The 21,305-nt window shown below is 60.2% G+C and carries 19 protein-coding genes; 5 read left to right on the top strand and 14 right to left on the bottom strand.

Annotation, left to right across the window (positions count from 1 at the left end; all coding sequences use genetic code 11):
- The first annotated feature begins 41 nt into the window (after positions 1-41).
- Entirely contained in the window at positions 42-2,090 is a 2,049-nt protein-coding gene (locus WCA10_RS15165; protein WP_472823376.1) for a S9 family peptidase, read from the top strand.
- A gap of 87 nt (positions 2,091-2,177) precedes the next feature.
- Here the strand turns inward: WCA10_RS15165 and WCA10_RS15160 are convergent, their stop codons facing one another.
- A complete protein-coding gene (locus WCA10_RS15160) occupies positions 2,178-3,512 on the bottom strand; it encodes an FAD-binding oxidoreductase (RefSeq protein ID WP_472823375.1) in 1,335 nt (444 codons plus the stop codon).
- A gap of 368 nt (positions 3,513-3,880) precedes the next feature.
- Entirely contained in the window at positions 3,881-5,545 is a 1,665-nt protein-coding gene (locus WCA10_RS15155) for an FAD-dependent thymidylate synthase (protein ID WP_472823374.1), read from the bottom strand.
- A 102-nt stretch (positions 5,546-5,647) separates the two neighbouring features.
- Here WCA10_RS15155 and WCA10_RS15150 point away from each other — a divergent pair, with 102 nt between their 5' ends.
- Positions 5,648-6,457, top strand: a complete 810-nt coding sequence (locus WCA10_RS15150) for a YqjF family protein (RefSeq protein ID WP_472823373.1) — start codon at positions 5,648-5,650, stop codon at positions 6,455-6,457.
- A gap of 15 nt (positions 6,458-6,472) precedes the next feature.
- On the opposite strand, the gene WCA10_RS15145 is transcribed toward WCA10_RS15150, so the two are convergent.
- Both WCA10_RS15145 and WCA10_RS15140 read right to left on the bottom strand, forming a co-directional pair.
- The gene (locus WCA10_RS15145; protein ID WP_472823372.1) at positions 6,473-7,531 is read right to left on the bottom strand and encodes a hypothetical protein; all 1,059 of its coding nucleotides are present in this window, start codon (positions 7,529-7,531) and stop codon (positions 6,473-6,475) included.
- A 2-nt stretch (positions 7,532-7,533) separates the two neighbouring features.
- Complete coding sequence (locus WCA10_RS15140; RefSeq protein WP_472823371.1) at positions 7,534-8,172, bottom strand: PadR family transcriptional regulator; 639 nt, start codon at positions 8,170-8,172, stop codon at positions 7,534-7,536.
- Positions 8,173-8,323: 151 nt separating this feature from the next.
- On the opposite strand from WCA10_RS15140, the gene fabG reads away from it, so the two are divergent.
- Positions 8,324-9,070, top strand: coding sequence for a 3-oxoacyl-[acyl-carrier-protein] reductase (fabG, locus tag WCA10_RS15135; RefSeq protein ID WP_472823370.1), 747 nt, complete (start codon positions 8,324-8,326; stop codon positions 9,068-9,070).
- Between the two features lie 16 nt (positions 9,071-9,086).
- On the opposite strand, the gene WCA10_RS15130 is transcribed toward fabG, so the two are convergent.
- The 9 genes from WCA10_RS15130 to WCA10_RS15090 all read right to left on the bottom strand — a co-directional run bounded on the left by WCA10_RS15130 (position 9,087) and on the right by WCA10_RS15090 (position 17,369).
- Entirely contained in the window at positions 9,087-9,890 is an 804-nt protein-coding gene (locus WCA10_RS15130; RefSeq protein ID WP_472823369.1) for a LytR/AlgR family response regulator transcription factor, read from the bottom strand.
- Positions 9,887-11,005: a sensor histidine kinase gene (locus WCA10_RS15125; RefSeq protein ID WP_472823368.1), complete on the bottom strand. Its 1,119-nt coding sequence runs from the start codon at positions 11,003-11,005 to the stop codon at positions 9,887-9,889. Before WCA10_RS15125 ends, WCA10_RS15130 begins: the two co-directional genes overlap by 4 nt.
- Positions 11,002-12,084 carry a hypothetical protein gene (locus WCA10_RS15120; protein WP_472823367.1) on the bottom strand — a complete coding sequence of 361 codons (1,083 nt, stop codon included), beginning with the start codon at positions 12,082-12,084 and terminating at the stop codon, positions 11,002-11,004. Before WCA10_RS15120 ends, WCA10_RS15125 begins: the two co-directional genes overlap by 4 nt.
- An 18-nt stretch (positions 12,085-12,102) precedes the next feature.
- On the bottom strand, positions 12,103-12,567 hold the full coding sequence (locus WCA10_RS15115; RefSeq protein WP_472823366.1) for a DUF2141 domain-containing protein: 465 nt from the start codon (positions 12,565-12,567) through the stop codon (positions 12,103-12,105).
- A gap of 73 nt (positions 12,568-12,640) precedes the next feature.
- A complete protein-coding gene (locus tag WCA10_RS15110; RefSeq protein WP_472823365.1) occupies positions 12,641-13,579 on the bottom strand; it encodes an outer membrane lipoprotein-sorting protein in 939 nt (312 codons plus the stop codon).
- A complete protein-coding gene (locus WCA10_RS15105; protein WP_472823364.1) occupies positions 13,572-14,807 on the bottom strand; it encodes an ABC transporter permease in 1,236 nt (411 codons plus the stop codon). Before WCA10_RS15105 ends, WCA10_RS15110 begins: the two co-directional genes overlap by 8 nt.
- Positions 14,776-15,522: an ABC transporter ATP-binding protein gene (locus tag WCA10_RS15100; protein WP_472823363.1), complete on the bottom strand. Its 747-nt coding sequence runs from the start codon at positions 15,520-15,522 to the stop codon at positions 14,776-14,778. The genes WCA10_RS15105 and WCA10_RS15100 overlap by 32 nt, the downstream gene beginning before the upstream one ends.
- A 149-nt stretch (positions 15,523-15,671) precedes the next feature.
- Positions 15,672-16,430, bottom strand: coding sequence for a DUF5666 domain-containing protein (locus WCA10_RS15095; RefSeq protein WP_472823362.1), 759 nt, complete (start codon positions 16,428-16,430; stop codon positions 15,672-15,674).
- Positions 16,431-16,529: 99 nt separating this feature from the next.
- Positions 16,530-17,369, bottom strand: a complete 840-nt coding sequence (locus tag WCA10_RS15090) for a tetratricopeptide repeat protein (protein ID WP_472823361.1) — start codon at positions 17,367-17,369, stop codon at positions 16,530-16,532.
- Positions 17,370-17,550: 181 nt separating this feature from the next.
- Here WCA10_RS15090 and egtB point away from each other — a divergent pair, with 181 nt between their 5' ends.
- Entirely contained in the window at positions 17,551-18,849 is a 1,299-nt protein-coding gene (gene egtB, locus WCA10_RS15085; RefSeq protein WP_472823360.1) for an ergothioneine biosynthesis protein EgtB, read from the top strand.
- A 33-nt stretch (positions 18,850-18,882) separates the two neighbouring features.
- Positions 18,883-19,863, top strand: a complete 981-nt coding sequence (egtD, locus tag WCA10_RS15080; protein ID WP_472823359.1) for an L-histidine N(alpha)-methyltransferase — start codon at positions 18,883-18,885, stop codon at positions 19,861-19,863.
- Between the two features lie 138 nt (positions 19,864-20,001).
- Here the strand turns inward: egtD and WCA10_RS15075 are convergent, their stop codons facing one another.
- A complete protein-coding gene (locus tag WCA10_RS15075; RefSeq protein WP_472823358.1) occupies positions 20,002-21,207 on the bottom strand; it encodes a glycoside hydrolase family 27 protein in 1,206 nt (401 codons plus the stop codon).
- Positions 21,208-21,305: the final 98 nt, after the last annotated feature.

Genomic DNA, 21,305 nt, shown 5'->3' with positions numbered 1-21,305 from the left:
GCGCTTGCTGTCGACCGGCACTTGCTGCGTCCGCACCGAGCATGGAGCAGCTGCTTGGCTACTCCTTTGTGAGCGAGCTTGTTGCTTCGGAGAAGGGTGATCGGTTTGCCTGGGTTGAGAATGTGCGCGGTGTGCGCAACATCTGGTTCGCGCTTGCGACGGACAGTGCGCCACGACAGCTCACGCACTACACGCAGGATGATGGACAGGAACTGACGCAGCTCACTTTTTCAGCCGATGGGGCGCGACTGATTTACGTGCGCGGCGGAGATCACGACGAGAACTGGCCCGCTGCGGGGAACCTGGCTCCCGATCCGGGCGGTAATCCGACGGAGCCCAAAATCGCGATCTGGGCAATTGCGACCGATGGCGCCGAAAATGCGCCGGCGAAAATCGCCGAGGGCGATAGTCCTGCTGTTTCCTCGACGGGACAAGTGACGTATGTGAAGGATGGACAGATCTGGAGTGTGCCGCTGGTGCCGGGAACGGGCAAGACAGGCGAGGGGAAACGGCTTTTCTTTGATCGCGGAAAGGATGGCTCGCCGGTCTGGTCGAAGGATGGATCGCGGCTCGCGTTTGTGTCGGGGAGGGGCGATCACGGCTTGATTGGCGTTTATACGACGCCTGAGCAGCCGCTGGTCTATCTGGCTCCATCGACTGATTTCGATAAACAGCCGGTCTGGTTGCCTGACGACCGTTCGATCGCGTTTATGCGCCAGCCGAGTCGCGGAGATGCGCCGGAAAACTTTCTTGTGCAGGTGCCGCACCCATTTGCTTTCTGGATAGCCGATGCGGCGACGGGCGAAGGCCGCCAGGTGTGGAGTTCGCCGGATACGCTTGCCGGTTCACTGCCGGACGTAGGCGACAATGAGCCGCTGTTCTGGATGGCGGATGACAAACTCGTGTTTCTGGCGGAGACGGACAACTGGCCGCACCTGTATGCAGTCGACGCAAAGGGCGGCGATGCGAGGCTGCTGACGCCTGGTCACTTTATGGTGGAGAGCGTGACGATGAGCCCGGACCGGACCGCATTAATCTACAGCGCGAATACGGGAGGCGCCGCAGGGGATGAGGATCGACGGCACCTGTTTCGCGTGCGCATGGATGGGGCGGCCCCGGAGCCCCTGACCAGTGGAGAGAATCTGGAGTGGGGGCCGGCGGCGCTTGCGGACGGGAAAGTCGCTTATGTCACGGCGGGCGCGCGACGGCCGGCATCGGTTGCTGTGCAGGCGCAGACTGGCGAGGGACATGCACTCGACACTGGAGGCGCGAAGGATTATCCAGCAGCGGCGCTTGTCGTGCCGAAGCTGGTCAGCTTCAAGTCGCTGGATGGGCTGACGATCCAGGGGCAGCTGTTTCGCGAGCCGGGGGCAAGCGCGCGGCAGCCGGGCGTGATCTTTGTGCACGGCGGACCACCGCGGCAAATGCTGCTTGGGTGGCACTACATGGACTACTACAGCAATGGCTACGCGGTGAACGAATACCTGGCGACGCATGGCTTCACCGTTCTTTCGGTGAATTATCGACTGGGCATTGGATATGGCCGGGCGTTTCAGCATCCTGCGCACGCCGGACCTGCGGGCGCGGCGGAGTACCAGGATGTGCTGGCCGGGGCGCGGTTTCTGCAGAAGACGGAAGGCGTGGATGCGAGCAGAATTGGGATTTGGGGCGGGTCGTATGGTGGGTATTTGACGGGGTTGGCGCTGGCACGCAACTCCGATGTGTTCAAGGCAGGCGTGGACTTTCACGGCATCTCGAATTGGGTGCCGGCGCTGAGCAAGGACGGAGCATTCCCCGAACATTGGTACGAATCAGATCCCTCGTGGAAACAGGCGGTCGCAACGGCCTTTGCGGCTTCGCCGGATGCGGATATCGCGAAGTGGAAATCACCGGTGCTGCTGATCCAGGGGGACGACGACCGGAATGTGCCGTTCGATCAAACCGTGGAACTCGCGCATCGGCTACAGAAGCAGAAAACGCCGTTCGAGGAATTGGTGATTCCAAATGAGATTCATGGCTTTCTGCGGTGGAGTAACTGGTTGCGCGCGGATGAGGCGACGGCTCGTTTTCTTTCGAAGCAACTGGGGTGAAGACGGCGACGCAATAGGTCGATGGCCGCTGGCGAAACTATTCGTCAAGTCTCCTAAGGGCGCTCCAACGAGGAATGGCTTGGCGAGCTATCCTGCGGGCCGTATGTTCTGGTTGAGAGAGAACAGGTTGTGGGGATCGTAGCGCGCCTTAATGTGCTGGAGCCGCATGTAATTGGCGCCATAGGCGCGTCGGACGCCGTTCTCTCCCTCGCGCTCCATGACGTTCACGTAGTTGCCATCTTCGTCCACGGGCAGTTTCGTTTTCAGCGCCTCAATCCACCTACTGGCGGCTTGCTGGCCATCCGGCGGCTTCCAATAGGCGGCAACGTCGCAGCCAATACCATCCCTGCGCAGTGGAAATGCTGTTGCAGCAACAGGCACCCGCGTCACTGCGCCGTGAAGATGAATCAGGAAGCAGTCGACGCGACACGGCGCACTCAAAAACGCGTCTGCCAAAACCTCGATCCTGGTGTCATCGAACTCTCTGAAGAAGCCGCTGCAATGTTCGTCATAGCTGGGCGGAATATCGGCGGGTACCATCTGCTCAAGCTCGAGATACGGTCGTGACTTAACGGTGTCGTGCACGACGGCCGAGTGATGACGAAGGGGAGCGAGTGCTTTTTCTCCTTCGGCCGATTCACCAACGTAGCATACCTGGATGTCGATTTGTGGCTTGTGCTTCGGCTCGGCGGACATCAAGGCAATCAGAGTGAGCTCATCCGGCGCCGTAGGGAGAAAGTCCCTGAAAGCACGCAAAAACGTGCGCGGATCCGCTGACTCAAGCGTGATAATGCCCGCGAAGACATTCGAGACAGGGTGCAGCGTCACATCGAATGCGGTGACGATCCCGAAGTTGCCACCTCCTCCACGAATGGCCCAGTAAAGGTCAGGGTTCTCATCCTCGTTAGCCTTGACTTGGTGTCCGTCGGCCAGCACCAGTTCTGCGCCAAGGATGTTGTCGCAGCCGAGGCCGTACTTGCTCATAAGTGGACCGACGCCTCCACCGAGAAGAAACCCTCCTACGCCAACGGAAGGACACTGACCGAGTACTGTGGCGAGTCCTGCCTTGGCGGTCTCGATTTCAACCGCGCCGCACAACATTCCGCCTCCCAGGCGGACACGGCTTTTGTCGGCAGCAATGGTCATGCTGCGGAAGCTGGACATGTCGAGCACGAGACCTCCCTCACAGGTGGAGTATCCGGCATAGCTGTGGCCTCCACAGCGAATGGCGAGAGGCAGATGATTGGAGTTTGCGAAGTTCAGCGAGGTCTGAATGTCCTGGATGTTGGCAGGTTGCACGATGAGTGCTGGATGCGCGGCGAACTTGGCGGCGTATACTTCGCGACGCTTCTCGTATTTCGGGTCGCCGGGGCGGAAGACCGTTCCCGCGATTCCTCGCGCAAACGCTGTGAGCTTGGCCACGGTCGGTTTCGAGACCGGAAGCGCCACGACCTGCTGTGAAAACCTGTCCCTCGCGATAAACGGAAGGGACGAACAAAGGCCCTGCCAGAGAAAAGAACGCCGATTCATAGATGCCCCATGAAAGATGGATCTGGAATCAAATGCCCGCAGAAAGTGAAAGACAATTCAGAGAAGGATGCGCATAAGGCGGAGTTGCGATTCTGATAGGCGGTACTGTATCACGGAACACGACTCATCGGTCGGCGAGAATCTCAGGCTCTCGACGATCTATATGATCGTGTCACTATCAAAGCCTGCAGCGAGTTTGCCGGGAGCACATTGCCTGAGTTTTCGGGTTACGGGCGGTTGCGTCGCGGTGCAATGTCCGGCTAACGCTGGAGGATGTCGATGGGCTGGGTGAAGTCGGTGGCGCGGATGTATTTGGCGAGCGATGGGTGCTGGCGTTCGAGGGCTAAATACATTTCCCAGGCGACGCGGCGATAGCTGAAGTGGCCTGCGGGGGCGGAGCGGAGTTCGCTGATGTATTGCGCTTCGGCGAAGTCCATTTTGAAGAGGCAGCGCACGCGGGTGGCGAGGGGAAGCAGGTAGAGCGCCGATGATTTTGCTTCGGGTGCGGAGCCGGCGGCGATCTTCGCGCTCGCGGCGTGGGCGGATTCGATGGCGGACTGGTAGTCGGCGAGGACGCCGGCTTCCTCGAGTCCAGCGGCGTCGCCGGAGTGGGGCGTCTCATAGCCGTGGGCGGCGGTGAATCCCTGCTTGATCTGGGTGACGCGACGATGGCGGTGCATGTCGCGAAATCCGCCGATGTCCATGAGGATGTCGAAGCGGAGGGCGGCTCCGGCGTGGAAGACGCGAAGGGCTTCGTCGTGTTTGCCGCGGTGCTTCAGGCCGAGTTCAATGATTTCCGAAACTCGAGAGCCTGGAAGGCCGGCAACGATGTCGCGCACCTGACGGTAAGGATGGTTGCTGGCCCAGTAGATCAGGGTGGCGGCGAGTTCGACTTCCAGGGATTCGGTGCGTTCGACGAGATCGACCACGGGGGATGGGGCGGGCACGGCTCCCTGAAGAATTTCTGCCGATGCTTTTTCCAGTTCCGTGCGCGTCTGGATCAGGTATTGGTTGGGCTCAGCGTATTTGACGAGGGTGGGGGCGGTGCGGACTTCGCGCGTGAGCAGCGTGGCGGCTTCTGCGACGAGACTTTCCTCAGGGGCTAAAGCCCCTTCCTCATTTTCGGCAACATGCGGCACGACTGAAGTCGTGCCCTGACGCCCGAACTCTGTCGTTTTGAGTTTTTCGACGAAGGCAGCGGCGGCTTTTGCATTGACGTTCCAGGCGGGGCCGGTGGCGGCGTCGCGGAGTTTGGCGCCCAGGTCGCGCACTTCGGCGGTGGGGTGCGAGAGCAGGCGGGAGACCTGGGTTTCGAGCGTGCGCGCGTTGACGATCTGGCCGAGCGAGGTGTTGGTAGCAAGGGGCAGCAGGTAGCGGGCGACGTCGAAGGCGCGGGCCTTGAGGGTGCGGTCGTAGGCTTCGGGCTTCATGGCCTCGGGGCGGACGACGCGCTGGCGCAGGGCTTCGTGAACGGCGGCGGTGGTGCGCTGGTAGGTGACGAAGAGATTTTCGACGGTGTCGGCGTAGAGCCTGGGCGATGCAGTATCGGAGGCGAAGTCAGGGAAGTACCAGCCGGATTTCTGGAAGTTCTGATAGCGGGTGGAGCGTTCCTGGCCGTCCCAGCGCTGTTCGTCAACGAGCACGATGGCGGCCATAAGGCTCAGGCGTTCGACGGCGAAGGCGATGTGGGCCAGGTCGGCAATGGAGCGATGACCGTACTGGAAATAGAATGTATTGAGGAACTGTTCGGCGCGCTGGGCGCTGATCTCGGTGAGGGATTCGCGCATGGAGAGCGCGGAACGCGAATACTTGGCCATGGCGTAGGCCAGCACTTCGGGATCGGCACCGTGAACGGCATAGACATCAGTCTGGTTATGGGCACCGGCGGGCGAGTAAGATTCAGTGGGCAAAGATTGACTGGACATGAACGAGGGCTCGCGACCAGAATACGGCATTGGGAAGCAGGGGCTGTGAATCCCCTGGAACGTTAGAAACGTCAAAGCTGAAGAGCGGGAGCGCGCGGCAGAATGCGGGAGTTCAAATTGCGGACATCGCAAAGGCCCCGGCCATTGCCAACCGGACGCTGGATGCTGTCTCAGCGCTGGAACGATCTTCTTTTTGCGCATTGGCGGGTGCCGGCGGCGACGGTGTCGCCATTCCTGCCGGAGGGGTTGCAGCCGGATACATTTCAGGGCTCAGCGTGGATTGGGTTTGTGCCGCTGTGGATGGATCGCTTTAACTTTCGCGGGGTGCCCACCGTTCCCGGAACGCGAAGCTTTCCCGAGCTGCACTTTCGCACCTACGTTCATGACCAGCACACCAATACGCCGGGCATCTACAACCTGTCGGTGGATATCGGCAGCCTGCTGGCTACGGCGGCGGTGCGGCTGATTTTCCGTGAGCCGTGCAACTGGGCGGAGATGCGGTTGATCCAGCGGACCGAGCGTGAATTCTCGTTTTACAGCCGGAGGCGGTTTGTGGCCAGCCCGGTCATTTTCAACGCGCGCTACCGGGGGTTGGGGCCGACGCGGAGGCTGGCGGAGATTCGCAGCGGATCGTTGGAGTATTTTTTTACGGAGCGCTACTGCCTGTTTACGCGGAATCATGCGGGACTTGCGGTGCGGGCGAACATACACGCGGTGGCTTCTCCTCTGGAAGATGCCGAAGCAGAGATCGAGCAGAACGATCTGCCGGCAGCACTCGGAATCCAGGTCACGGACCAGGAGCCGGTGCTGCACTACTCGCGGCGGCTCGCGGTCTATGTGTGGCCGGCAGAGTTGGCGGAGCCGGCACGCCGGAGGGAGCGCATCCCGGCGCAGGCCATGCCGTTGGGCTAGGATCGGGTTTCCGGATCAGGGGCAGTCTATGTGGTTCGCAGCTTCGCGCTGCCAGACCTTCCGGGCGAGCAACAGCAATCCGACGAGCGCGCAAAACTGGAAGACAAATTTGCCGATGAGGTCAACGCGGGTCCAGCCTGCGGAACTGATGTCGCTTGTCGCCATGCATCCGAGTATGGCTCCGAAAGAGAGAGCGAAACGATGTACGTCGCGCCAGCCGCGTGCGGCTGACCAGTAGCGGACGAGGATGAAGGAAATGAGAGCCCAGGCGGGGCCCGCGGTGAGTGGAATCCAAACGGCGAGGCCTGGATGCGGAACGAAGACGAGCGTGATGAGCGCGAACCAGGCTGCGCCGAAGATGAAGGCCTTGATTCCGAGGAGCCACGGGCTGGCCGGCTGGCGCGACGCGATCTGGCCGGAGTGGCCGTATCCGCGCAGAAGATATGCCACGAAGATGAGGGCAGCGATGGAGGCGAGGCCGATCAAGATTAGCGCCGCGGGCGGGTGGTAAGGCGCGGCGTGGAGTTTGGGACGCGCCTGCTGCGTCCAGCCATACCAGGCGATGCGTGAGCCGATGAGGAACGCGATGCAGGTAGCGATAAGGCCGCGAGTACGGAGCCAGGGCAGCTCGCGGTGATCGGGGAAGAAGAGTTCGGTGATCTGAACCGGAACCAGGACTACCCAGACACTTTCGAATCCCAGCATGAAGAGAAGATAGACCCAGTTAATGCCCCAGAAGCGGGCGAAGTCCGCGTTGGCACCCGGGAAGGGTAACGGCGCGATGGAAGTCTGCTGGATGATGAACTCTTCAGCGATGGAGAGTGCGAGGCCGAGGCAAAGCAGGCTGGTAGCGCCGGCGCGCCAGCGGCGGACAAGTTCGCGCGCGAGCAAGGCGCCGCCGCCCCAGACCATGATTTCGGGGATGAGCACGAAGAGGATGCTGAGGCGCGTGGATCCGCTCAAGACTTCAGCGATGACAGGAGCGAGGACGAGCAGGGTCCAGATGGCGCCGCGATAGCGTGTTGGAGCCGCGGCTTGCGTGCTCGTGTTAGCGGGGATGAATTCAGTTGGCATGATTACTCCTTATTGCGCACAGCGGATGCAGGGGTGCGCGCGGAGGCCGGAACGGAGGCGCGCGCTTGTTTCAAGATGGTCTTCAAGTCCCAGGAGAGTTTTCCTGCAGAGATGTCGGCGATAAGGCTACGGACCCAGGCGAGTTCGGCTTTCATGATGGCGACCAGGTATTCGCTTTCGACGAGGTTGATGCGGAGCACGTGGGCAGATGCGGCGGAGACGCCGGCGCCGCGATGCGCGATCTCGTTTGCGAGGTGCGTGGCGCGTTCCTCCAGGCGGGGCAGGGCTTCAGCGGGCGTCAGGTGCACCAGAAAACTCATCGCGGCCATAAACTCGGATGATTCGCGGCGCGGTACGGCGATGATCTGGCGGAGGGCGCGGGTGAACTCATTGCGGCCCGCTGCGGTGATGGCGTAGGTGGTGCGTTCGGGTCGGCGTCCTTCGCGTTGGGTTGATTTGGCGGCGATGAGTGCATCGCGCACGAGCCGGCCGATGGCGTGATAGAGCGATCCGCGTTTGAGGGCGAGGATCTCGTCCTTGTGGCGCTGACGAAGGAGGCTCTGCATCTGGTAAGGATGCATGGGGGATTCGCGGAGGAGGGCAAGGACGGCAATTTCCCAGATTCCGAGTTCGTTAGTCATATAGTTCATCTGAACTATATCTTATGAGCTATAGATTGGGCAAGGCACAGGACCGAAAGACGGGTCGAGGGAAGGCGCTCGCTTGCCTATAATTGGCGTTGGAAATGCGCGGCGCGATTGGGGTTAGAGCGGCGCTGAAGGTGGAAGAACGATGGCGGATTTGAAGGGAAGAATTGCGCTGGTGACGGGGGCGTCGCAGGGGATTGGGCGGGCGTGTGCGCTGGAACTGGCGAAGGCGGGAGCCACAGTAGCGCTGGCGGCGCGCAATGAGGCGAAGCTGGCGGAGGTAGCGGCAGAGATCGCGGCGGCTGGCGGACAGGCCGCGGCATTTGCACTCGATGTGGCCAGCGAGGAGTCAATCAAGAATGGCGCGAAGGCGGCGGTCGAACGATTCGGCAAAGTGGAGATCCTGGTGAATAACGCGGGCATTACGCGGGACGACCTGATGATGCGGATGAAGCGCACGGACTGGGATGACGTGTTGAGTACGAATCTGACGGGGACGTTTCTGCTGACGCAGGCGCTGCTGCGGCAGATGATGAAGAACCGCTGGGGCAGGATCATCAACATCACGAGCGTGGTGGGCCGCACCGGACAGGAAGGCCAGGTAAATTATGCGGCGTCGAAGGCGGGCTTGATCGGGTTTACGCGATCGCTGGCGCGGGAGGTGGCGTCGCGTGGGATCACCGTGAATGCAGTGGCGCCGGGGTATATCGAGACGCCGATGACGACAGTGCTTGGGGAGAAGCTGCGCGAGAAGATGATTGAGCAAATTCCGTTGGGGCGGGCGGGGACGGATTTGGAGATTGCGCAGCCGGTGGTGTTTCTAGCGTCGGATGCGGCTGCATATATTACGGGGCATGTGCTCGATGTGAATGGCGGGATGTTTATGGGGTAGCGGCTGCCTGCGCCCTTTAGATTCCGAGACGATCCTTGAGCGTTCTAACGCGGTCGCGGGCGACGGTGAGCTGGGTGTGCTGCACGTCTTTGAGCGTGAGAACGACTTTGCCGGCGAACCAGGAATTGACTTCGTGAATCCAATCGACATTGACCAGCACGGATCGGTGGACGCGGAGAAATTTTGCGGGATCGAGCCGGCGCTCAAGGTCGACGATCGTCTGGTCGACGCAGTGACGGCGTCCGGCAACGACGGCGAAGGTGAGCTTATCCTGGGCGATGAAGTGGGTGACGTCGTCAAGCGGGAGAAATGAGATGCGTTCGCCGACGCGCGAGGCGATGCGATTGGGGTAGGTGGTGTGGCCTTCGCGGAGAGAGGCGGTTAGTTCCTGCAGCAACTGCGGGAGAGCGGGATTCTGCTGCCAGTCCGGCTTGACGACGGGACGCAGGCGGCCGAGTTTATGGAGGGCACGCTTCAACTGTTCGGGTTCGATGGGTTTGAGCAGGTAGTCGATGGCGTTGGTTTCGAAGGCGCGGAGGGCGTGCTGGTCGTAGGCCGTTGTGAAGATGACGAAGGGCTGGACGTTGAGGCGGGAGAGCAACTCGAATCCGTTGAGGCCCGGCATCTGGATGTCGAGGAAGAGCACATCGATTGGTTTCGAATGGGAATCGTTGAGGGTGGCAACGGCTTCTGCAGGGTCGGTTGCCGTGCCGGCGATCTCAATTTCAGGGAATGCGGCGAGCATGCGCTGCAATCGCTCGATGGCGAGCAATTCGTCGTCGACGAGGTATGCGCGAAGGGAAGCCGCTTCCGACGTCATGGCATCTCTCCGGCGGGCAGTGCGATGGATACGGTGGTTGTGTTTTCGACTCGGCTGACGTTTATGTGGGCAGCTTCGCCGAAGAGAAGCTCGAGCCGGCCTGCGAGATTGCCCAGGCCATGATCGGGGGCGACGTTGGCAAGCGAAAATCCAGGACCATCATCGGAGACGGTGAGAAGAAGCTGGTCATCGTTCAGAACGCCGTTGACGATGATGGACGCGGGCTGGGCGCGCTGGGCCACGACATGCTTGACGCTGTTTTCGACCAGGGTTTGCAGGGCGAGGGGCGGGACCTTGATGGGACCGAGCGCATCGGGAACGGAGATTTCATAGTGCAGGCGCTGCCCAAAGCGCGTGGATTCGATTTCGAGGTAATCGCGCACGATCTTTAATTCCTGCGCGAGCGGGACGAGGCTGGATTGATTGGCGCTGATGGAAAAGCGGAGCAGCGATGCGAGTTTGCCGACGGTGTCTTCGGCGCGTTTGGGATCGCTGGGAATGAGAGACGCAATGGAGTTGAGCGTATTGAAGAGGAAGTGCGGATGAATGCGCGATTCAAGCGAAGAGAGGCGCGCCTCGACGAGGAGTTTGTTGGCGCGTTCCTGATCGACCTGGCGGGTGCGGAGTTCAAGCGTGGCGTCCTGCAGCCTGTGGCGCAGTGTTTCGAAGGAAGTGATGCTGAGTCCCGCGATCAGAGTGAGGACGACGCAAATGGGAAGGGATGACTGGATTTCAAGCCAATACGAGTCTGGCGAGATGATGCCGGCGATCTTGAGAACAAATGTGCCCACCATGGATCCGATTACAGCCAGGAAGACGAGAACGGCTGCGTGCATGAGGAAGACGAGTCGCGGAAACCGCTCGGTGAATTGAAATCCAATCCAGTTCAGGGCGACAGCGGCAGGAAAGCCGATGAAGATCCCGTATATGAAAGAGGAGAGAAATTTAACGCCAATGCCGGCGTGGGCATGCTCGATGACGAGAATCAGAATTGCGACGACGACCGCGAGGGTCGGGATCATCCAGATATCTCTGCAGAATGCACGGAAGGCGGTGAAGCTTTTGTCGGGCTTCGTTGCCGGAGCATAAAACGGCAGGTTGCGTGCGAATTTCATAGGTGGAACCGCACTCCGGCGGACGTAGCGGTGTTGTACGGTGTTGCCCCGAAGTCGGAGGTTTTGCTGCCTGTGGGGATTTCCAAGTGCACATAGGAAGAGAAATGATTACCGAACCAGCGGCTAACATCGACGATGCCGACCGCGCTGTGATCGTCGAGATTGGCAACGACGGAGCCGGATGCGTCCCACTCTTTCCATCCGGGCAACTGGCGCAGGCGAGTTTTTCCGACATTGAAGAAGGCGTAGTGCTGGCGGCCGGCGAGAGGCGATACGGACATGTCGCGGAAGTACGATATGTTGGGCGGAGAGTAGAACTCGCCCATGAAGGTGACGCCGGATTGGATGGTGTATTTGGCGCCGACGAGGATGGCAGCCTGTTCGCGCCACGCGGCTTCGCCGTGCAGCTCCCAAGCCTGTCCGAGGACGCGCGTGAAGGTGAGTGCTCCGAAAGAATCTCCGCCGCGATCGTTGCCGGCGATGAGGGATGTGTCGAATCCGCGCACCAGAACGTTATACCGGAACGCGGTGGTGTCACGCAGTGTGGAGTGGGCGGGGGCGAGAGCGGCGCTGGACCAGGCGAACGTGATTGCATGGGGGCCGTGCACGTAATCGGCTTTGATCATGTCGCGGCCCTGGTTCACATTGAGGCGGTCAGTGGGATTGGTGGGAGAGCGTGGCGGATCGAGTACGCCGGCGGCGGTGAAGGCGTATCCCGTGCCCCAGCGGACCATCTTGCGGCCTGCCGTGAAATCGAAATCGCCCGCAGAGAGGCTGGCGTAGGTTTCTTTGACGCGAAGGATCGAGGCGGTGTCGGAGTAGGTGGTGGTGAGGCCGATGAGGCTGGTGGAGAAGGTGAGTCTTCGATAGCGGAGGTCGAAGGTGGGCTCGACGAAGACCTGGTTGAGGATATGTGGAGCGTGCTGCGGGGGACCGCTATAGAAAGTGGCGTCGTCGATGACGGCGAGAGAGTAGCGCGTGTTGAGGGAGGTTTCTTCGGCCGGCGGCGGGTCTTGCGCATGAGCACAGGACCACGCCGTTGCGAGAGCGAGGACCGAAATAAGCATTCTGGCGTTCATGGTTTGCGGACTCCGACACTACGGCCAGTAGATGAGAGCGATCTCAATGGTTGAGCCGGACGCTGTGAAGTCAAATTTGGTTTCGTCGAAGTTGGGAGGTCCTGGACGTTTTGCGGGGTTGTTGGAGTGGCCATATCCCTCGACAGGCATTCCCACTTCGTTGAAATCAAGTTTCTCGTTCTTGTTCTCGTCGTGAATCACCGCGACTCCGTAGGTGCCTGCGGCGAGGTTGTCGAATACGGCTTCGGCGGTGAGGGTCTTCGGGTCAATCTCAACGACCTTGGCATCGACGATTGTGTTGTCGTCGGTGCGAAGAGCGACGCGGATGTTGCCCTCGCTGTTGCGAATGCCCGTGACCTTGATGGTTAGCTTGCCGGTTTTCGGCGTCTGGGCGATGGAGCGCTGGCCGGCGAGGATGAACATCGAGAAGCAGAGCAGCGGCAGTATGGCCAGCCACGATTTTCTTCGGATGTTTGCGATCATTGCGTATTCCTTTCTTGATCGAGCTTGTGTCGATGATGCGGTTTGCGACGCGGCGTGTCTGTGATGCGGCGCATCAGAACCTGTCGGAGCGGCCCTGGTAGAAGAGCTTGTCGGGAAGATTGCGGGGCGTCATGTTCGAGTACTCGAGAACACTGTGTGAGTTGTGGCGAATCTCGTCGTAGAGGGTGAGACGACGCAGCAACAGCCTCCCGTTCGAATTCGCGAATTCATCGAAGGTGGCGGATTTGATGTGTTTGCCGGAAGTCAGGTAGAACTCGGCGCGAACGGGTCGCGCGTCTTCAACTCGTACCCAATAAAGAATGCGCTGATAGGTCGCGCCTTTGCGTTTAGCGGTGAGGTTGAGGACGTAGCAATCCTCCTTGCCGACTTTTTCGTTGCGAATGTATGTCGGAGTGTAGTCGACGGCGTAATTTGTGCGAGCGACGTCGCCATTGGAAGCATCTCCTGAGAGCCGTTCAAGGGGCGTAATGCGCACGGGCCGGCTGGTATCGGGAAGATAGATCCACATATCATCGCCGAGCATGAGCAGGTGGCGGCCCTTGTCGCGGGGGCTCAGGAATTCGACATAGGTCTTGTCGGTTCCTTTTTGCGAGACTTCGTAGAGCGACTCTTCATCGGACTTGCCGGATTCGAAGTTGGTGATCTTGACGCGCAGGACGTATGCGGGCCAGCCATTGCGGTAGCTGTCGGAACGCTTGAGCAGGGCTTCGGCGTCGGGCGTTGCAGCGTGTCCGATCGCAGCCCAGGCGATGAGGAATGCAACGGTGACGATGAGGAGGAAAACACGGAGTGACCAGTTAATGTTGCGGACACGAGAGCGCGAAGACGGAAAATTGCCGGCAGGGGCTGAAGCCCTAGTGTTTTGTTGGGACTTTTTTGGCACGACTGAAGTCGTGCCCTGACGCTTCGTGCCCTCGGCGGAAGGCCTCGCGCAAGCGGCGAAGTTGGGAATTGAGATTGAATTGAATTGTAAGGCGGATTGTCTAGACATGAGCAAGGGCCTCCGCAATTTGCAGGCGCGATGCGCGGATCGCGGGCAGAATGGATGCGAGTGCGAGCGAGAAGACGACCATGATGGAGGAGCCGATCATGAGCGCGGGCACGTGGAGAACGCGGAAAGGAATGTTGACGGTGTATCCGGGAGGTGGCGGCATGTGAAGGCCTGCGGTGTTCAGCAGCCAACCGAGAAGATTGCCTCCGGCAACGCCCACGGCAGCTCCGAGAAGGCCGAGGACGGTGGCCTCGAGCATGAAGAGAGCCACGATCCAAGAGCGCGGCGTGCCCATGGCGAGCATGGTGCCGATTTCGCGGATGCGTTCCATCATGGCCATGAGGAGCGTGTTGATGCTGGCCATGAGCACCATGAGAAAAACGATAAGGCCCATGAAGAGGAAGATTCCGTTGAACATGGTGTGGACCTGGTTGTAATAGGTGGCGAGGTCTATCCATTTCTTCAGCGTCATCTCCTGGGGAAGACCGTGGAGGCGGGGCGCGAGTTCGGAATAGACCGCGTCGGTGTTGTCGGTGGAGTCGAGGCCGACCACAAGGTTGGTGACGCGATCGCTTTGCAGCAGGCGCTGGGCTGCGGGAAGGGTGATGCGCAGATAGCGGGCATCCATCTCGGCGATGCCTGTTTTGACGATGCCGACGATCTGCACGTCGACGCCGTTGAGTGCTCCGTCGGAGGTCATGGCGAGCAGCGTGAGGCCGTCGCCGACTTTGACGTTCATGGATTTGGCGAGTCCGGCGCCGATGAGGGCTTCAACGTCGCCACTGGATTGGGAAGAGAGATTGCGGCCGGTGCCCGAGGCGAGCTGGGCCGAAAAGCCGAGGCTGCTTTCCGCATCGGGATCGACGGCGCTGCCCATGAATCCGGCAGCTTTGATGCCGTTGGAGACCATGCCGTAAAACTCGATGCGAGGGGCGACACCGCGCACATGCGGAGCGGAACTGACGGTTGAGGCTACCTGCCGCCAGTTTTCGATTCCGGTGTCGAGTACTTTGACTTCATCGCGTTTGAAGTGGTCGGTGGTGAAGATTTGCAGGTGACCGAGGCCGGCGCGGATGGTGTCTTCGCGGAGACCGCGGGTCATGAAGGCGAAGTATCCACCGGCGAGAAGAAGTCCGGCAACACCGCCGCCCACCATGAGCAAAGTCATCAGCGTCCTGCGGCGATTGCGGAAGACGTTACGAAACGCAAGCAGTAAGAACTTGCTCATTGCGGGCTCCTTCAGAAGATTCGGAATGCGTGTCGCTGATGATGCAGCCGTCGGTGAGGCGGACGATGCGCGGGGTGTGTTCGAGCAGGCGCTGGTCGTGGGTGGAGAAGATGAAGGTGAGACCGAGGCTGCGGTTGAGGTCGCGCATCAGGTCGATGAGTTGGGTGGCGTTGCGTGTGTCGAGGTTGGCGGTGGGCTCGTCGGCGAGGACAAGCGAGGGGCGATGCACGATGGCGCGGGCGACGGCTACACGCTGGCGCTCTCCGCCAGAGAGCAGGTCGGGCCGTTGCTGCGCGCGAGCGGAGAGGCCGACGTTAGCGAGGGCTTCGGCGACGCGAGTGCGGCGCTCGGAGGAGGAAACTCCCTGAACGAGGAGCGGATATTCGACGTTTTCGGCGGCGGTGAAGACGGGAATCAGGTTGAAGGTCTGGAAGACGAAGCCGATTCTTTCACGGCGCAGGGTCGAAGTTTGCGAGGGGCTCAGGCGCGAGGTATCGGTGCCGGCAATGAGGATGCGTCCGCTGGTGGGCTTGTCGATGCATCCGATGAGGTTCAGCAGGGTGGATTTGCCGCTGCCGCTGGGGCCGGAGATGGCGAGGAATTCGCCGGCATCGATCTGGAGGCTGACATTGTCGAGGGCGGTGACGGTGTTGTGGTCGAGGGGAAACTTGCGCGTGACCTGGTCAACGCGGACGAGTGGGTCGGTTGGAGCCATCGGGGGCTGTCCTTTCCGGAGCGGTGTTGTGCTCTGGAGAGGAAGATAGCGGGGGGTGTTTGGGATTGCGCGGAGATTTGGATGAGGGGTAAAGAAGGCGGATGAAAGGCGTGAAGGGGGCGACGAGTTGGACTTGTCGCTTCTTGGAATTATTGTGGCGGGGCGGGCGCTCCGCCTTCGTTGCGTTGGGGTGGCGGCCCCATGACGGCGACGGAGGTGGCGAGGAAGGCGCCGTTTTTGATGGAGCCTTCGGCGCGGATCATGTCGCCGACCTGGATGTCGGCCAGGGTGACGGGATCGCGGCGTTTGCGAAAGGTGGTGTTTTCATCGGCGACGAAGGTGTGGGTGGCGTTATCAGGGCCGCCCTGCAACGTGACCTTGACGTCGCTGATGGCGGCGACGCGGCCCATCACCCAGGTCTTGCCGTAGTTGGCCTGCATCTCGCGCATTTGTTTGGCGCGCTCGGGATCGATCTGGAAGATGACCACGGCGCCGATGGACTTGGCATTGGCATCCATTTCGCCGGATGCGCCGATGGCATCGCCGACTTTGATGTCGCTGGCCTTGATGGTGGTTGGCGGAGTGACGGGAGTCTCGTTGTCGCTACCCTGTCTGCGCCGCTGTCCACCGCCGCCTTCCATGATGCGGGTGTTGACGCTGTAGTGGATGGTGTAGAGATCGCCGGATTCGGTTTTGATGGTGAAGTGATCGGGAGCGACTTCAGTGACGGTCCCCATGACGCCGCGGCCCATCATCCCGGCGCCCCATCCGCCGCGCCCTCTGCCCTGGCCGCGCTGCGGCGTTGCCTGGCTCGGATCCTGAAGTGGATTTGCATCCTGCGCAAAGGCGCCGAGGCGGAGAGCGCCAAGCAGAATGAAAAACGGCATGGCAACGCGAGAGGCCTTCATAAATCTCCCCATGAGAGAGGTGCAACCTATCAAGATAGACGAGCGGCAACTGGAAGAGGACGACGGGTCTGTTGACGGATGCCTGCCGGGAGGACGCGATTATTGCCGTTTCTGGGATTGTGAATTCATCAATTCTTCGAATTCGGGCAGGCCGTGCAGGGCTGCGAACTCGTTATCCGCAATGATCTTTTTGGGACTGGTATAGCCCTCGTTGAGCGCCATTCGCAGGTACTCAATCGCACGCAGCGGCATGCCGGCGCGGACGCAACCCTTGGCCAGGTAGAAATTCATGGCGCCACGGTCGGAGACTGAAGCCGGATTCTCAATGCGCGGCCGGGAATTGTCTTCGAAGATAAGCGGATCAACTTTCAGTGCTGCCAGGTACTCTTTCCAGCCTTTCGAATACTTGTGCTGCGCGAGCAGGTTGGTTCCGAGATTTTTGAGAATCAGCGCGGAGTCAGGATCGATTTTGAGCGCCTTGCGATACATTTTTTCCGCGTTGTGATACTCCTTCAGCGCATCGTAGACGGTACCGACATTATTAATGACCGTTGAGTTTTTGGGATTGAGTTTGTAAGAAGTCTTGTAACAGTGCATCGCGTCGGGCAGGTTGAACATCAACTGGTATGCGATGCCCAGCTTGTTCCACACGATAGGGTCGTTGGTGGGTGCTTTCTTGTAGGCTTCAATGGCGGCCTGATACCGTTGGTGAGCCATGAGTGCGTCGCCCAGTTGTTCGAAGGTCGGCGGAGTCTTCGGGAAGGTTGTTGAAGTTGTTGCCGGCGCGGCGGGTTTTGGGGCGGAATTGGCCTGGGCGGGTTTTTGCGCGGATTCTGAGGGATTGACGGGTGAAGATTGAGCAAGAAGTAGACCGGAAGGACCCACGATGGCTGCCATCAGCATCAAGGCCGGCAGAGGGCGTTTATCGAACCTGCGCATATTCCCTCCTCACGAAGGAACCGAGGCGACAAACCTGCATCATCGTCTCCTCAAATTAGAGCACCATTTTGTCCATCGTCGTCAAGCTTGTTTGTTGCGCGGGTGCAAGACGGATTAGAAGGGCTATGAGCCGGAACGCCGGGGTCGTATCCAGACACGGCGGAAGAGAGGATTGTCGAGGATGAGCACCACGGTTTCTCCCGAGCTGCAAGTAGAAGTAGCTGAGCGCTTTCGCACTGTTCGGCAACGTACGCTGGCACTCTGTAAGCCGCTGACACCTGAGGACATGATGGTGCAGTCGTGCGCCGAGGCGTCGCCGGCGAAGTGGCACCTGGCGCACACGGCCTGGTTCTTTGAGTCGTTCATTCTCAGTGAGTTCCTGCCCGGCTACAAGCTGTTTAATCCTGATTTTCCCTGGCTGTTTAACAGCTATTACCGGAGTTTTGCCCGGTTTCCTGAGAAACGGCTGCGTTCTTCGTTTTCGCGCCCGAGTCTGGAGGAGGTAACGGACTATCGGAAACACGTCGACGAGGGGATCGAGAGACTGGTCGACGGGGGTCCGGAGCCGGAGGTGTTGAAGCGGATTGAGCTGGGAGCGAACCATGAAGAGCAGCACCAGGAACTGCTGCTGACCGATATTCTGCATGCGTTTTATACGAACCCTCTGCGGCCGGCGTATCTGACCTTTCTCAACGAGGAGAAGGAATCAGGCGGCTTAAACTCTGAACAAGGTTCTGGGCATCCCGCGAGCCTGAAGTTCATGGACTTCAAAGGCGGGCTGGTGGAGGTTGGATTCTCACGGCCGGGATTCTGCTACGACAACGAGCTGCCGCGGCATCGTGTTTTTCTTGAGCCGTTTGCGCTGGGCAACCGCCTGGTGACCAACGGGGAGTTTGCGAAGTTTATTGCCGACGGAGGGTACGGGGAGCCGGAGCTATGGCTTTCAGCAGGCTGGGATGCGGTGGAGCAGAATGGCTGGCGCGCGCCTCTCTACTGGAACCAGGACGGCGAGAACTGGAAGCTGTTTACGCTGCAAGGGGAGGTTTCGCTGGAAGATGCTGAAGCTGCGCCAGTTAGTCACGTCAGCTATTTTGAGGCGGATGCGTATGCCCGCTGGGCCGGCAAGCACCTGCCCACCGAGATGGAGTGGGAAGTTGCGGCCGAAGGGCAGGCGGTTGGTGGAAACCTGCTGGATACGGGTAGGCTCAGGCCTGCGCGAACCGCAGGTAATGGTGAGGCGCTTACGCAGATGTGGGGCGACTGCTGGGAATGGACGGCGAGCGCGTATCTGGGATATCCGGGGTTTGAGCCGCTGGCTGGTTCGCTGGGTGAATATAACGGAAAATTCATGAGCGGGCAGATGGTTCTGCGCGGCGGGTCGTGTGCGACTCCGAAGGCGCATATTCGCTCGAGTTATCGCAATTTTTTTCATCCGGAAACGCGCTGGCAATTTTCCGGAATCCGATTGGCCGACAAGTAACTTCGATAGGTGGAGGAGCATCTTAATAACGGCATGACTACGATCCCTGTTTCCCCAGCCACCTTTCACATTTCAGACAAAATCGCCTCTTCGGTGTACGAGGGATTGTTGTCCAAACCAAAATGGCTGCCTTCGTGGCTGTTTTACGATTCGGCCGGATCGCGGCTATTTGAAGAGATCACGCGCACTCCTGAATACTATGTGACGCGCACGGAGCGGGCGATTCTCGAAGAACGCGCTTCGGAAATCGTCGCGCAAGCGGCCGGGCAGAATGCATTGCGCCTGGTGGAGCTCGGTGCAGGTTCGGCCGAGAAGACGCGGCTGCTTTTGAGCGCCGCGGTGGAGCGGCAGGACACGGTCTTTTACGAGCCGGTGGATGTTTCGGCGAGTGCGCTGATTGAGGCGCAGATGCGCATCGAGGAAGAGATTCCGGGCGTGCTGGTGTGTCCGCGCGTCGAGGATTACACGCACAACCTTGAACTGGATTCGACGCTGCCCAGCGAACGCAGGCTGGTGCTCTACATCGGGTCGAGCATCGGCAACTTCGAGCCGGGTGAATCGCTGATGTTGCTGGAGCGCGTCAGGGCAGCGCTCGATCCGGGCGATTGCCTGCTGCTGGGGGTGGACCTGGTGAAAGATGAGGCCGTTCTGCATGCGGCATACGATGATGCGGCTGGAGTGACGGCGGCGTTCAATCGCAATGTGCTGGTGCGGCTGAACCGGGAACTGGATGCGGATTTTCATCCCGAGACGTTTGCGCATCGCGCGGTTTGGAACGCGGCCGAGTCGCGGATGGAGATGCACCTGGTGAGCGAGACGAAGCAGACGGTCTGGCTGCCGGCGATCGATCTGCGCGTGGAGTTTGCGGCAGGCGAGAGCATCCACACGGAGAACAGTTACAAATACCAGCCGGGGCATGCCGAGGCGTGGTTGGCGAAGGCGGGATTTGTGCACGAGGCGACGTGGACGGATGAGCGCGGGTGGTTTGCGGTGTGCCTGGCGCGGGCGGTGTGAAGCGGGATCTTGCGCCATTCTGCACCGTCCCTACGGGACTTCCATGTTAACGGGATTCCACCTTCCCCACGCTAAAGCGCGGGGCTAGTAAACATTGCGCCTGCGGCGCGGGGGACCGCGACTTCGTGAAACAGATTGCTACTTCGGCTCGGCGATCCTGAGCAGCAGGATGTCGTGGCTGGGGAGTTGGATGGGCATGTTGCTGGTCAGGTCCATCTCTTTGCCTGTCCACAGATCCTTGGCGTGCTGAGAGCCGTTCAAGCCGAGCTGTGCGAGATCGAGATGGAACGGGTGGGTTGAGTAGACGTCGCTTCCGGCGTTGACGATGGCGATGGCCTTGGCGCCGCCCTTGAGGTCGCGAGCCCAGACTTCGACTTCACCTTTGCTGTAGATGCGGCGGGCCTCCTGACCGAGGGGATCCTGATCGATGGCGATGACGTCGCGGTTGGTGAGGATGGCGTGAATCTCGGGCTTCATATGTGGCAGGTCGTTGCCTGCAAGCAGGGGGGCGGCGAGCATGGCCCACATGGAGAAGTGGGTGCGATTCTCAGCGAGCGATAATCTTCCATTGCCCACTTCGAGCATGTCGGGATCGTTCCAGTGGCCAGGACCGGCGTAGGAGGCAAGGCCAGCTTGTTCGCTGAGGATGTCGTAGATGCTCTGCCAGCGCGCCTGAATGTCGCCGGTGGTGCGCCAGAGATTGCCGCCGAGGCCGGGTGCCCACTCCCACACGTTGTCCCACCCGTACTGGCATAAGGAATAGACGATGGGGCTGCCAGTAGCCTTGAGCGCTTTGCCCATCTTGTCGTAAGCCGCAACCATGAGGCGCATCTGCGCGGCCTTGTCGTTCGGCGCCTGCTTCTGCATCACGGCGGGGATGAAGCTGCACAGGTCGTATTTCAAATAGTCGATGCCCCAGGAGGCGTAGAGCTTCGCATCCTGTTCTTCGTGGCCGAGCGAACCCGCGTACCCCGCGCAGGTCTTGGGACCGGGCCCGGAGTAGATGCCGAGCTTGAGGCCCTTGGAATGGACGTAGTCGGCGAGGGCTTTCATGTCGGGGAACTTGGAGTTGGTGTGGAGCACGCCGTTCGCGTCGCGCTCGCCTTGCCAGGTGTCGTCGATGTTGACGTAGATGTACCCGACGTCTTTCATGCCGCTGGCAACGATCTGGTCGGCGGAGTCGCGGATGTCTTTGTCGGTGACTCTTTCGGCGAAGTAATTCCAGCTGTTCCAGCCCATGGGGGGCGTTTGTGCCACCGCCTCCGACGTGGAAGGTGTTTGGGCGAATGCGGCGAGAGGTGCGAGTGTGAGTGCGGCAAGCGGAAGCAGAGCAGAAATGCGCATGGTCGGATCTCCGGTGGAAACGATTACAGCAGAGAATAGTAAGCGGCGCATGTGGATGTTGACAATTGCTGTGCCAGCGGCGGAAAGGAATTCTGCAA

This window comes from Occallatibacter sp., assembly GCF_049582745.1.
Taxonomy (GTDB): Bacteria; Acidobacteriota; Terriglobia; order Terriglobales; family Acidobacteriaceae; genus Telmatobacter.
The sequence above is the reverse complement of the archived record's forward strand: the minus strand, read 5'-3'. Positions and strand labels throughout refer to the sequence as shown.

Coding starts and splice junctions, on each gene's coding strand:
- WCA10_RS15165 (WP_472823376.1), top strand. CDS start 42: ATGGAGCAGCTGCTTGGCTACTCCTTTGTGAGCGAGCTTGTTGCTTCG.
- WCA10_RS15155 (WP_472823374.1), bottom strand. CDS start 5,545: ATGTCCAGTCAATCTTTGCCCACTGAATCTTACTCGCCCGCCGGTGCC.
- WCA10_RS15150 (WP_472823373.1), top strand. CDS start 5,648: ATGCGGGAGTTCAAATTGCGGACATCGCAAAGGCCCCGGCCATTGCCA.
- WCA10_RS15145 (WP_472823372.1), bottom strand. CDS start 7,531: ATGCCAACTGAATTCATCCCCGCTAACACGAGCACGCAAGCCGCGGCT.
- WCA10_RS15140 (WP_472823371.1), bottom strand. CDS start 8,172: ATGACTAACGAACTCGGAATCTGGGAAATTGCCGTCCTTGCCCTCCTC.
- fabG (WP_472823370.1), top strand. CDS start 8,324: ATGGCGGATTTGAAGGGAAGAATTGCGCTGGTGACGGGGGCGTCGCAG.
- WCA10_RS15130 (WP_472823369.1), bottom strand. CDS start 9,890: ATGACGTCGGAAGCGGCTTCCCTTCGCGCATACCTCGTCGACGACGAA.
- WCA10_RS15125 (WP_472823368.1), bottom strand. CDS start 11,005: ATGAAATTCGCACGCAACCTGCCGTTTTATGCTCCGGCAACGAAGCCC.
- WCA10_RS15120 (WP_472823367.1), bottom strand. CDS start 12,084: ATGAACGCCAGAATGCTTATTTCGGTCCTCGCTCTCGCAACGGCGTGG.
- WCA10_RS15115 (WP_472823366.1), bottom strand. CDS start 12,567: ATGATCGCAAACATCCGAAGAAAATCGTGGCTGGCCATACTGCCGCTG.
- WCA10_RS15110 (WP_472823365.1), bottom strand. CDS start 13,579: ATGTCTAGACAATCCGCCTTACAATTCAATTCAATCTCAATTCCCAAC.
- WCA10_RS15105 (WP_472823364.1), bottom strand. CDS start 14,807: ATGAGCAAGTTCTTACTGCTTGCGTTTCGTAACGTCTTCCGCAATCGC.
- WCA10_RS15100 (WP_472823363.1), bottom strand. CDS start 15,522: ATGGCTCCAACCGACCCACTCGTCCGCGTTGACCAGGTCACGCGCAAG.
- WCA10_RS15095 (WP_472823362.1), bottom strand. CDS start 16,430: ATGAAGGCCTCTCGCGTTGCCATGCCGTTTTTCATTCTGCTTGGCGCT.
- WCA10_RS15090 (WP_472823361.1), bottom strand. CDS start 17,369: ATGCGCAGGTTCGATAAACGCCCTCTGCCGGCCTTGATGCTGATGGCA.
- egtB (WP_472823360.1), top strand. CDS start 17,551: ATGAGCACCACGGTTTCTCCCGAGCTGCAAGTAGAAGTAGCTGAGCGC.
- egtD (WP_472823359.1), top strand. CDS start 18,883: ATGACTACGATCCCTGTTTCCCCAGCCACCTTTCACATTTCAGACAAA.
- WCA10_RS15075 (WP_472823358.1), bottom strand. CDS start 21,207: ATGCGCATTTCTGCTCTGCTTCCGCTTGCCGCACTCACACTCGCACCT.